General features: G+C 66.3%; 12 protein-coding genes and 1 pseudogene. 9 read left to right on the top strand and 4 right to left on the bottom strand.

Annotation, left to right across the window (positions count from 1 at the left end; translation table 11 throughout):
* Positions 1–377: 377 nt before the first annotated feature.
* On the bottom strand, positions 378–797 hold the full coding sequence (locus tag G6048_RS48835; RefSeq protein WP_235990551.1) for an IclR family transcriptional regulator domain-containing protein: 420 nt from the start codon (positions 795–797) through the stop codon (positions 378–380).
* On the opposite strand from G6048_RS48835, the gene G6048_RS31135 reads away from it, so the two are divergent.
* Positions 723–1,397, top strand: a complete 675-nt coding sequence (locus G6048_RS31135) for an FAD-dependent oxidoreductase (protein ID WP_235990550.1) — start codon at positions 723–725, stop codon at positions 1,395–1,397. The genes G6048_RS48835 and G6048_RS31135 overlap by 75 nt on opposite strands.
* Positions 1,398–1,576: 179 nt before the next feature.
* On the opposite strand, the gene G6048_RS31130 is transcribed toward G6048_RS31135, so the two are convergent.
* Complete coding sequence (locus G6048_RS31130) at positions 1,577–3,001, bottom strand: purine-cytosine permease family protein (RefSeq protein ID WP_165342936.1); 1,425 nt, start codon at positions 2,999–3,001, stop codon at positions 1,577–1,579.
* 273 nt (positions 3,002–3,274) lie between these two features.
* Here G6048_RS31130 and G6048_RS31125 point away from each other — a divergent pair, with 273 nt between their 5' ends.
* A complete protein-coding gene (locus tag G6048_RS31125) occupies positions 3,275–3,760 on the top strand; it encodes a VOC family protein (RefSeq protein WP_165342935.1) in 486 nt (161 codons plus the stop codon).
* 5 nt (positions 3,761–3,765) lie between these two features.
* On the opposite strand, the gene G6048_RS31120 is transcribed toward G6048_RS31125, so the two are convergent.
* Positions 3,766–4,779, bottom strand: a complete 1,014-nt coding sequence (locus G6048_RS31120) for an AraC family transcriptional regulator (protein ID WP_165342934.1) — start codon at positions 4,777–4,779, stop codon at positions 3,766–3,768.
* A 232-nt stretch (positions 4,780–5,011) separates the two neighbouring features.
* Here G6048_RS31120 and G6048_RS31115 point away from each other — a divergent pair, with 232 nt between their 5' ends.
* The 5 genes from G6048_RS31115 (at position 5,012) to G6048_RS31100 (ending at position 9,425) form a co-directional block, all read left to right on the top strand.
* Positions 5,012–5,743 carry an IS701 family transposase gene (locus tag G6048_RS31115; RefSeq protein ID WP_206342354.1) on the top strand — a complete coding sequence of 244 codons (732 nt, stop codon included), beginning with the start codon at positions 5,012–5,014 and terminating at the stop codon, positions 5,741–5,743.
* Positions 5,727–6,269, top strand: a complete 543-nt coding sequence (locus G6048_RS48830; RefSeq protein WP_206342353.1) for a hypothetical protein — start codon at positions 5,727–5,729, stop codon at positions 6,267–6,269. The genes G6048_RS31115 and G6048_RS48830 overlap by 17 nt, the downstream gene beginning before the upstream one ends.
* A gap of 5 nt (positions 6,270–6,274) precedes the next feature.
* Complete coding sequence (locus tag G6048_RS31110; protein WP_206342352.1) at positions 6,275–6,469, top strand: hypothetical protein; 195 nt, start codon at positions 6,275–6,277, stop codon at positions 6,467–6,469.
* Positions 6,470–6,730: 261 nt separating this feature from the next.
* On the top strand, positions 6,731–7,789 hold the full coding sequence (locus G6048_RS31105) for an Ldh family oxidoreductase (protein ID WP_165342933.1): 1,059 nt from the start codon (positions 6,731–6,733) through the stop codon (positions 7,787–7,789).
* A gap of 34 nt (positions 7,790–7,823) precedes the next feature.
* The gene (locus G6048_RS31100; RefSeq protein WP_165342932.1) at positions 7,824–9,425 is read left to right on the top strand and encodes a phytoene desaturase family protein; all 1,602 of its coding nucleotides are present in this window, start codon (positions 7,824–7,826) and stop codon (positions 9,423–9,425) included.
* A gap of 16 nt (positions 9,426–9,441) precedes the next feature.
* Here the strand turns inward: G6048_RS31100 and G6048_RS31095 are convergent, their stop codons facing one another.
* A complete protein-coding gene (locus G6048_RS31095) occupies positions 9,442–9,642 on the bottom strand; it encodes a hypothetical protein (RefSeq protein WP_165342931.1) in 201 nt (66 codons plus the stop codon).
* Positions 9,643–9,694: 52 nt separating this feature from the next.
* Here G6048_RS31095 and G6048_RS31090 point away from each other — a divergent pair, with 52 nt between their 5' ends.
* Both G6048_RS31090 and G6048_RS31085 read left to right on the top strand, forming a co-directional pair.
* Positions 9,695–10,141 carry a fumarylacetoacetate hydrolase family protein gene (locus G6048_RS31090; protein WP_206342351.1) on the top strand — a complete coding sequence of 149 codons (447 nt, stop codon included), beginning with the start codon at positions 9,695–9,697 and terminating at the stop codon, positions 10,139–10,141.
* 105 nt (positions 10,142–10,246) lie between these two features.
* Positions 10,247–10,636, top strand: a pseudogene (locus tag G6048_RS31085) (hypothetical protein); the annotation flags it as partial.
* Between the last annotated feature and the right edge of the window lie 35 nt (positions 10,637–10,671).

Here is a 10,671-nt window from a genome sequence, read left to right as displayed (position 1 = left end):
GCCATCTGGGAGCAGATCACCGGCGTCGCCGCCCTCGCCACCGCGGCCTGAGCACAGCGCGCAACCGGGCTCCACCACACCACGACACACCATCAGACACCTACCCACCCAACAACGTGACAGCGCCATGCCTCGACACACCGTCAGGCCCTACCCACCCAACAACGTGACAACGCCCGCCCCCAGCCCTCCCAGCGATCGGCGCCTTCGATCGCGTGAAGGGCCCGACCACGCGGTAGGCCTCGGCGAAACCAGCCGACCCGGCCACCCCGGGCCCTCGGCGGGTGATGCCCCCAGCCAAAGCCGGGTGGAGCGGGAGACGACGCCCGCGTTCCGCTGCCCAGCGGCATGTCCCGCGGCATCATGTGCCGCGCGCCTCATGCATGGGCACCGTTGGTGTGCCGGATGCCGACTGCGGGGGTCCAGCCGAGTCTTCGGGACCCCGCGAGTCCCCGTGCGATGGCAGCGGGCCGCACCGTGCGCAGGCCGACGGAGCCCGTGCTGACGATCACGGACAGGGCCGCGACCACGTGACCGTCGGCGTCGATGACGCGGGTGGCCATGGAGTCCGTGCCGAGCGTCATTTCCTCACGGACCATCGCCACACCGGTGCGACGGCACTCGTCGAGAGCGTGCCGCAGCCGGACCTGATCGGTGATGGTGCGTGGGGTGTGTGCCGTGAGGCCCTGTGCGATCACCTGGTCCTGGAGGCCTGGGCCGGCATGTGCGAGCAGTACCTTGCCGACACCGGAACTGTGCAGCGGCAGCCGACCACCGACGTGGGAGATCAGAGTCAATCCCCAGGCCGGCCCCGGATCGCCGTCGTCGGTGGCGGTATCGGTGGGCTCGCCGCCGCCGCTTTCCTGCGCCGTGCTGGGGTCATAGCGACGGTCTACGAGCAGGCCCCCGCGCTCAAGGAGATCGGCGCGGGAATCCTGGTGTCACCCAATGCCGTCCGGTTGCTGCGGCAGCTGGGTGTGATGGACCGGTTCCTGCGCGACGCCGTACCGGTGGAGCTGGCGTGGGAGTTCCGCCGCTGGGAGAACGGGAGGGTGCTCTCGGTGGAGCGCCTCGACGGAGTCTGCGAGCGGCTCTACGGTGAGCGCACCTACACCGTCCATCGCGCGGATCTCCTTGACACGGTGAAGGCCGCGGTGCCCGAGGAATGGGTACGTCTCGGCGCGCGCTGTACGGCGGTGGAGGAACAGCCTTCGGAGGCGGGTACGCCGCCTGGCGCGCCGCCTGCCGGAGCGCATAGGCAACCTCACCGTCCGGTCCCGCCGGGCACCGTCGACCGGGGCGCTGGGGTGTACGGCGAGCAGACCACGGGCGTACAGCTCCGTGACTGCGGTCAGGTCCTCTTCTGGGAAGCCGGTCCAAGTGTCCGGGCTCTCTAATTCATCGACAGGCCCCCGTGTCGATGCCACGCAGGGCGCGGAGGACGATCTCCTGGGCCAGGTCCTCCGTGTCGGCAGGTTGAGCAGTCCACGCCCCGCGCCCCGGCACATGAGGCGGCGCGGTTGCTCCGTGAGCACGCGAACCAGCATGGATCGGGGCGAGGACTCATTCATGACTGCTACGACCCGCCTACCGGTTCGACCTCTTCCGCGTGGCCTGCCGGGCGAGCCGTCTGGCGGGGTCTCAGCACGCTGGTCCGCAGGAGGGGGTAGAGCACGAGGACCATGGCGAGGGACACCAGGAAGCCGAGTTGGGTCACATCTGCCTCCAGCAGCGCTCCGCCCGTGCCCGCAGCGGCGAGGACGGACACGACGCCCGCCCAGTTGACCGTCTCGAGTTGGTCGGGATCGGCTTTCCGGCCCCGCCGGACGATGAAGAAGTCCGCGATGATCACTCCGGCGAGGGCCATGGTGGTGACCCCGAGAATCCCCAGGTAACTGGCGATCAGACCGAGGATGTCGCCCGCGACCATGACGAGGCCGATGATATTGCCGACCACCACCATGACGACCCGGCCGCCATTGCGTCCGGTCAGGCTGTTGAAGAGGTTGGAAAGGGCGAGAGAGCCACTGTAGGTGTTCAGCACCTGCGCCTTGGCCTGCGCCACGTACATCAGGAGGAACCCGAAGAAGCCGGCCAGGACAACGAAGAACGCGCCCGAGTTGTTGTTCGCCATCCACCCCACCTTGTCGGCGATGGTGCCGCCCTGCTGTGTCGCGGCGGTGGCGGGATGGGATCCGAGGTACTCGCCGACCACGCTCGAACCGGCGTGGATGATGACCGTGCCCAGCACGACGACAAGAACATCGATCATGATGGCCCCGCCGACGGCGAGAATTCCCACGTCCCGGCCGGATCGCGCGTACCGGGCAAAGTCGGCGTCGACGAGTGCGAGGGCGCCCGCGGAACCGGCGAGGATTGACAGAACCGTGGTGAATCGCTCCGCCTCCCCGTTGAAGCCCGGCACCACCGGCCCGGCCGACAGGAGATGAGAGAGGCCGGTGTCCGACTTGGCCAGGGCCAGGCCGGCCATCACGACGGTCAGGACGACGAAAGCGATGAGAAGCACCATCGACGTGCGCTGTACCACCTTGAGACCGAACGCCGTCAGGGCGATCCACGCCACCGTCAGAAGGCCATAGATCACTATCGCATTGGTCGTGGAGGGCGCCCAACCGAACATGAACAGGGTGCCGTAGTAGAGGAGTGCGTTCTCCAGCGCAAGGAAGCCCAGGATCATGAAAGCGAAGATCAGCGAGGCGATCGCGGAGCCACGCAGTCCCAGGCCGTAGAACCGCGCGGTGACGGTGCTCGACGTTCCAGACGTGTAGGCGACGTGGCCGACGAGCCAGCCCAGAACTCCGCCGAAGACGGCGACGAGCACGCCGGCGAGGATGCCGTAGCCGACGCCGGCGATGAGGGTGACTCCGCCGCCGATGGCCAACTGGATCAAGGTGGACGCGATACCGGCCGTGTTGGTCATCAGGCCCCACCCCGAGCGTCGCTCGGAATCCGGTACAGCGGTGAGCGCGTGATCTTCCATTTTCGCCCGGACGTCACCTTCGCGTCCCGGCAAGGAGCCTTCCCCGTTGATTGGACCGTGCATGGAACATGGCCTTTCCCTGGTTTACAACCGGATTTTCGCCGAAACGTACACCCGACGGATCCAGCCATCTATCCAATACGCGTCGACATATATCCATCCTGCGCTGGATATCTCATGCGTGGCGGCATGGTTTCGAAAAGTCTTGACAGGTTGCGCTTCAAGAATGTTCTGTGACCGCAGAAACATCCCGAGTCTCCTGAAGGGAAGATCATGACACGCCAGCCGAGTGTCTTCTCGCACGTCGGGACCACCGTCACGGACTTGTCGCGGGCCATCGAGTGGTACCAAGAGGTTCTCGGCCTGTATCTGCTCCGTGGGCCGCTCGAAGTGATCGAGGATGGGACACCCCTGGCCGATGCGGCCGCACAGATCTACGGTGTCGGATTCCAGCGCTTCCAGTTCGCTCACTTGTGCGGAGCGGACGGGCTGGGGGTCGAGTTGTTCCAGTTCGACAATCCCCAGTCGACTCCGCGGGAGAACTCCTTCGAGTTCTGGCGTACAGGAATCAATCACTTCGCATTGACGACGAGGGATGTCGACGAACTCGCGGAAGCAATCGCGAACCACGGTGGCCGGCGGCGCTCCCCCACCGTGGTGATCGACGCGGACAAGGGATACTCCATCGCCTACTGCGAGGACCCGTGGGGCACGGTCATCGAGGTGTGCTCACACCCCTACGCACAGATGTGGGCCTGATGCCGTCAGCGCCACCCGCCGGCAGCCGCCTCACGCGCCGGACGGCGCAGCGTGAGCGAGGGTGATTCACCAAATCGCCTTCCGTACTCGACCGAGAAGCGCCCCATGTGCAGGAACCCCCACCGAACGGCGACCGAGGCAACGGTACTCGTCTGCGCGTCGGCCTCCACCAGCGCGGCGTGGGCTCTCCTCAGCCTGATCTCCCGTAGATGCTCCGTCGGGCTGCAGCCGACATGGCGGCGGAATCCCTCCTGAAGCACACGGACGCTGACGTGTACCTCCGCGGCGATGTCCGCCACGGTCAGTGGTTCCGCGGCCCGCGTCTCGATGATCTCCAGTGCCAGCCGGACGGCCACCGGGGCCGCTGCGGGCTCCTTGCTGTGCAGCGTCTCGCTGTGCGTGTTCGGCTGGCTCAGGAGCAGGTGGGTCATCAGCAGCTCTTCGAGCCGCGCCAGCGCCAGCGGCTCGGCAAGCAGGGCCCCGCCGTTCTCCACCTCACAGCGGAGCAGGGTTACCAGGCCGAGCAAGCTCCGGCCTGCCGGAGAATCCAGGGGCAACCTGGGCGAGAAGTGCAGGGGCTGGTTAACCTGTCGGTTGAGAATGCGGTAGAGATGGGATTCGATCGACTTCCGATCAATGCGCAGAATGAGTTGAGGACTTCCCGCCGAACGACGTGTCTCGATCGACTGGTTGGGCGAAAGAACAACCCCTGTTCCCTCATCGGCGATCACGCTCTGCTTTCCGGCGGTGACTTCGGAGAATCCACCCAACGGAATCTCCACCAGGAAGAAGTCGCCAAGCTCTCCCGGAGCCACCCGCACTGCGGTTCCATAGTCCAGATAGTGCAACCCGATTCCGCCGACCTGTGCCGCGTGATAGCGAGCCTCGAGACGACTTCCTGGGAGCTCGAGGCTCAAGGCATGCGGACAGAACGCCTGAGCCACCACCGCCTTGGTTTCTTCGATATCGCTGCTGCTCAGCTGCAGCTGGTGGAGCAGCGGCACGGACACCCCGGTCACGGCGCACCTCCGAGAGGACAACGTCACCGGGGACCTGCGGGAGCCGCCCCGGTGAGAGCAATCATGGAATCTGGGCAACAGCCTCGTCCCATGTTAGGTCTCCGGGCCGTCTCGCGGAATGGCCTGATCCCATACCCTCCCGCGATCCACCGGTACTACAGTTGCGGATCGTGTGACGGTTGGCAGTCTCACGCGTTGACCAGTCATGATGCTGGATGGGTTGGATGCTGAAGTGACCGCGTTGGACGCTGAGTTGAGGGCGTTCACGGACGGGGTCGCTGACTTGTTCTCGCGGCCCGAGCCACGGGTGGTTTTCCATGATCTGATCGCGGGCCTGCTGTCCGATGTGCCGAAGAAGAACGGCTGGACGATCGCCGAGCAGGCCGGGCACGGTCACCCGGGCCGGATCCAGACGTTCTTGAGCCGGGGCACTTGGAGCGCGCAGGCCCTGGAGGCCGTGGTGCGGGAGCGGGTGGTGGCCGCGTTGGGCGATGCCGAGGGTGTCCTGGTCGTCGACGACACCCAGATGATCAAGAAGGGCACGAAGTCGGTCGGAGTCGCCCCGCAACACTGCGGGGCGACCAACCAGACGGAGAACTGCCAGGTCGCCGTCATGCTCAGCTACACCACCGAGCGCGGGCACGCCTTCATCGGACACCGCCTCTACCTGCCCGAACGCTGGACCTCCGACCGAGAGCGGTGCCGGGAAGCCGGCATCCCCGACGAGGTCGCCTTCGCGACCAAGCCCGCCCAGGCCGTCGAGCTGATCAGCGAGGCGATCGAGGCCCAAGTGCCCTTCGGCTGGGTCGCGGTGGACGGCGGCTACGGGCAGTACGCGACCCCTGCGCCACTACCTGCGCGAACAGCACCGGCGTTACGTGGCGGCAGTGCCCTCCAGCTTCCCCCTCACCACCGTGCCCGGACACCACCATGCCGGCCAGTCCACCGTGAAACGGGCCGATGACCTGCTCACGCGTATCACCCCACAGCGGTGGGAGCGGCGTTCGTGCGGCGAGGGAAGCAAGGGGCAACGCTTCTACGACTGGGCCCTGTTCGAGGTGAACGTCAAGGACGATCATCCCGCCGACGGCTTCGCGTACTCCCTCCTCATCCGCCGCAGCGTCAGTGACCCCGAAAAGGTCGACTACTTCCTCGTGCATGCCCCTACCGGCACCACAATGAGCGTGATGGTCGCCTGCGCCGCGCTGCGCTGGAAGATCGAGGAGGGCAACCGGCACGGCAAACAGCTCATCGGCCTCGACGACTACCAAATCCGCACCTGGACCGCCTGGCACCACCAGGTCACCGCCTGCATGTTCGCCCACGCCTTCCTCGTCCTGGCCCGCCAGAATCTCCTGGCCACCCACACCGAAGAGCCAGGCGAACAACTCCCGTCACAAACCGTGGAGTTGGAGGCGCCGGGAAAAACTCCACGCCCTCCCGCCCCGCGCGCGGCATCACACTCGACAGCCAACGCTGGCTCGCCCTGATCACCGTGGACGAGATCCAGCACCTCCTCGCCGCCCTCGTCCTACGCATCGATCACGGCAGACAGCACGTCCTGCACTGGTTCCGCTGGCGCTTCCGCCACAAGATGCGCGCCCAACTCAGCCACTACCAACGCCGAGGCGACCCACTACCCGCACACCTGCGCGACTGGGAACGCGCAATCCAAGATCCGCAGCTGTAGTACCGGCCCTACCGGATCAGTGACGCAGATCACATCCAACGTCTGCCGCGCAGCGGTGTCTCTCCAGATGGCGGCCCACCAGCCGCGACGAACAAGCTCGACACAGCACCAAGGAACAGATATGCCGCGCCGATACAGGTCGCGTTAAACGGATTTAAGAATCGCGCGAATCGGATAGCCCTGGAAAGTGGCTTACTCTAATTTCTGAGCAGTCTTCGCGCTTACGGAGGCGTGTGATTGTTTCCCCGCACGGAGCATCCGATGAGTGATCGCCCTTCCATGCCCCCGGCCTGGCTCACCCATGGCGTGGCCACGGTCTTCACGGCGGTGGGCATGTCGTCGCGGGCCGCGGTAACGGGGGCCGGCAACCTGGTCGAGGCGGATCTGCGAGGAACTGCGTCGCAGGGCGTCGTGCTGGTGCCCCTGTACGTCGAGCGCCTGCGCAAGGGATCGATCACCACAAGCGAAACGGCCGAAATCGTCGTGGACGCGGGGGCCATCGCGGTCCTGGATGCGCACAACGCGTTCGGACAGCTCACCGGCGACCAGGCCATGGCCATGGCCCTGGCCCTGGCCCTGGCCATCAAGAAGGCGCACGCCTTCGGCGTCGGCGCGGTGACTGTCACACCGGCTTCTTACGTCGGTGGGGCATACCGCTACGCCCAGGCCGCCGTGGAGGCAGACTGCATTGGTGTTGCCGCCGGCAACAGCCGCCCACGCGTGCCCGTCCCTGGGCACACAACCGCCGTCGTGGAGGAGAGTCTCCTCGCGGTTGGTGCGCCTGTCGTGCTGGACATGCCCATGCCCGAGGCAGCGCTCAGCAAGATCCGGCCGACCTCCCGGGAGAGACCGGACAACCCCTCCACCTGGTCGACTCACAGCTCCAGTCAACCGACCACCGACCCAACGGTCACCCTGGCGGGCATGCTGCTATCCGGCGGTGATCACCAAGGCCATGGCCTGGCTCTGATCGTGGACATCCTCGCCGGCGTCTTGTCCGGCGGGTCGTTCGACACTGGCGTCAACGGGGTCTACGAGGACGCCGCAGCGCCCAAAGACTGGACTCATTTCATCCTCGCCCTTGACATCAAGTCCTTCACCGATCTCACGGAATTCAGCCGACGCATGCACGCTCTCGCCGATCGGATCACTGGGGTGCCCACCGCTGCGGGCACTGAACCTCTGCTACTGCCAGACCAGTCGGCCGCGGAACAAGCGGAGGTCCGGGCCGGCACTGGGCTTCCGATCGAGTCGAGCGTGCTGTCTGCGCTGCGAGAGACCGCGTTTGCCGTCGGCGTCAGCCTGCCCGACCCCTGCTGATCCACCCTCCACTCGACACACCACAGGAGCACCCATGGCCACTACGGTCGACGCCATCGTCATCGGATCCGGTGTGAACGGCCTCGTGGCCGCTGCCGAACTCGCCAAGGCCGGCTGGTCGGTCGCGTTGGTCGAGCAGGCCGACCGGCTGGGTGGCTTCATCACCACCGAGGAACGAACCGTCCCCGGATACCTGCACGACACGTACTCCTCCTGGCACCCTCTGTTCGTCTCGGGTGCCGCCTACGCCGCCCTGGGCCCCGATCTGCACCGGCATGGCCTGCGCTACCTGAACACGGACGCGTTCGTCACCGCTACCGCTGCGGACGACGGACGCGTCATATTGGCGCACCGCGACCCGAAGGCGACCGCTGCCGCTTTCGCCCATCCCGAGGACACCAACGCCTATCTGGCAATGTTGCAGCGCTTCCTCGATAACGCCGACGCGATCGGTGGCTTCCTGGGAAGCGAACTGCGGTCACCCAAGGTGCTGCGACACGCGGCGGCATTGCTGCGGCACGAGAAACTCACCGGAACCGAGACATGGCTCCGAGACGCGCTCACCAGCGGCCGCTCGTACTGTCGCCGAGAGTTCCGCGGGGACGAAGCCGATCTGCTGTGGGTCCCCTGGCTGCTGCACGCCGGCCTTTCACCCGATCATGCCTCGGGGGGTCTCATGGTGCCGATCCTGGCGGCTACCATCCACGGCTTCGGGCTACCGGTGGTGGAGGGTGGGGCCGGACGCTTTGTGGATGCCTTTCGGGCGCTGCTCACCGAATCCCAGGTGGACATCCGAACCGGGTGCTCCGTGGAGCGAGTCGTGCTGAACGCGGACGGCCGCGCCATCGGGGTCGTCTGCGGTGGTGAGACCCTACGCGCCCGGCGTGCCGTCCTGGCCTCGGTCACGCCTTCTGCCCTGTACACCGAGTTGCTGCCCTCCGCCGCTCGGGTCTCCCCCACGGTGCGTGCGCAGGCCGCACAGTTCCGCCACGGCAGATCCGCGATGCAGATCCACGTGGCCCTTTCCTCTCCCCTTGCCTGGAACGACGAACGCCTCGCCACCGTTCCTCTGCTGCATCTCAGCGACGGCTCGGCGAGCACCGCCATCGCCTGCGCCGAGGCAGACGCGGGCCTCTTGCCCCGTCGGCCGACCGTCGTCGTGGGACAGCAGCACGTGCTGGACCCCGGGCGTGTCCCGGACGGCGGCGCGGCTTTGTGGCTCCAGCTCCAGGAGCTGCCCTTCGTTCCCACGGGCGACGCGGCGGACGAGCTGGACGTGTCTGGAGGGTGGACCAAGGACCTCGCAGAAGGGTATGCCCGGCGGGTGATCGCACGTGTCGCCCGGCACGCCCCCGATCTGCCGGACAAGCTGCTCGCATTCGACGTCGTCACGCCAGCCGACCTGAATGCGGCCAACCCCAACGCGGTCGCCGGCGACCCCTACGGCGGCTCCGCCGAGCTGGACCAAAACCTTCTGTGGCGCCCCTTGCCGGCTGCTGCCCGGCACGCGACGCCGGTGCCCGGCCTCTGGCACATCGGCGCCTCGACACACCCCGGCCCCGGGCTCGGCGGCGGTTCCGGCCATCTCGTCGCGCAGCAACTGTTGCACCCGGGTCTCCGCTCCCGTAGGCGCTGAGACGTCCCTGACAGGATTACGCCGCGGACAACCCAGCCACGACATCGCCGGAGTGGAGATTTTTGTCCACAGAATGAACCAACTCGACGCCCTTCACGCCGCCAGTACTCACCGGCGCGGCGTCGACTTCCACGATCGTCGAGGTCTCGAGGTTCGTGAACAGGGACGACCTGATCGAGATCAAGGCAACCGCCACGATCGAGGACTGAAAGAGCACCGGAATGAAGTTTGCATCCCTTACCGTCGACGGCATACGCCGTGCAGGAGCCGTGGACGAAACCGAACAGACGTTGGGCCTGCTGCCCAAGCGTGTTGGTGCCGTCGACGACATCGTCCGAGGCGGTCCGGCGGCCCTCGACGCTGCACGCGCGGCCGTCCGCGGGGCTTCGGTACTGCCTCTGTCCGAAGTCAGGTTGGAGGCGCCTCTGCACCGCTTCAATCGCGACATCCTCTGCACCGGCTGGAACTACTGGGATCACTTCGAGGAGTCCAAGGGCAAGAGAGAGGGACAGGAACCGGCAAGCCGGCCGGAGCACCCGACCTTCTTCACCAAGGGACCGGACACTGTCATGGGGCCGTTCGACGCACTCGCCCACGACGAACGGCTCTCCGCCAAGTGGGACTACGAGGCAGAGATAGCGCTCGTCATCGGACGCACCGGCCGTTCGATTCCCGAGGAAAAGGCGTTGGCCTCATGTATTCGGCTACGACCGTGATCTGACACCCCGACAGAAGAAGGGTGCCTCCGACCTGCGATGATCTGGACTTCCTAGATCAAAACCGTCGCAGAGAAGAGGCACCCAACAGGTGCAGGCTACCGAATGGGATCACCGGCTCGCCGTGCGGGCCAACGGCAAGAACCTGACCGGCCACGCGGGCGTGGTGCTGTTGCGGAAGGTCGCCGATCGTGTGGGCCTTGCCACCGCGCTGAGTGCGGCGTTGCCGAAGGGCGCGACTTCCACGTCGACCCGTACGAAGAGTGGTTCTACCAGATCAAGGGCAGCATGCACGTCAACGTCATGACCGACGGCGGGCAGCGAACCGTCCACGTGCGTGAAGGCGACATGTGGCTCCTGCCCGGCAATCTGGCCCACTCGCCGCAGCGCCCCGAAGCCGGTTCGATCGGCATCGTCATCGAGCGCGTCCGCAAGGAGGGCACACTGGAGAAGTTCCAGTGGTACTGCCTCAACTGCGACGCCCTCGTGCACGAGATCGAACTGCAAGTGCGCGACATCGTCGAGGACCT

The sequence above is a fragment of the Streptomyces ureilyticus genome (assembly GCF_011045025.1).
Classification (GTDB): Bacteria; Actinomycetota; Actinomycetes; order Streptomycetales; family Streptomycetaceae; genus Streptomyces; species Streptomyces ureilyticus.
Note: the sequence above shows the minus strand (reverse complement) of the source record. Positions and strands in the feature narration are given on the sequence as shown.

Excerpts from the sequence above, each read along its gene's own strand:
- G6048_RS31130 (WP_165342936.1), bottom strand. The coding sequence starts at position 3,001 with ATGGAAGATCACGCGCTCACCGCTGTACCGGATTCCGAGCGACGCTCG.
- G6048_RS31100 (WP_165342932.1), top strand. The coding sequence starts at position 7,824 with ATGGCCACTACGGTCGACGCCATCGTCATCGGATCCGGTGTGAACGGC.
- G6048_RS31105 (WP_165342933.1), top strand. The coding sequence starts at position 6,731 with ATGAGTGATCGCCCTTCCATGCCCCCGGCCTGGCTCACCCATGGCGTG.
- G6048_RS31125 (WP_165342935.1), top strand. The coding sequence starts at position 3,275 with ATGACACGCCAGCCGAGTGTCTTCTCGCACGTCGGGACCACCGTCACG.
- G6048_RS31135 (WP_235990550.1), top strand. The coding sequence starts at position 723 with ATGTGCGAGCAGTACCTTGCCGACACCGGAACTGTGCAGCGGCAGCCG.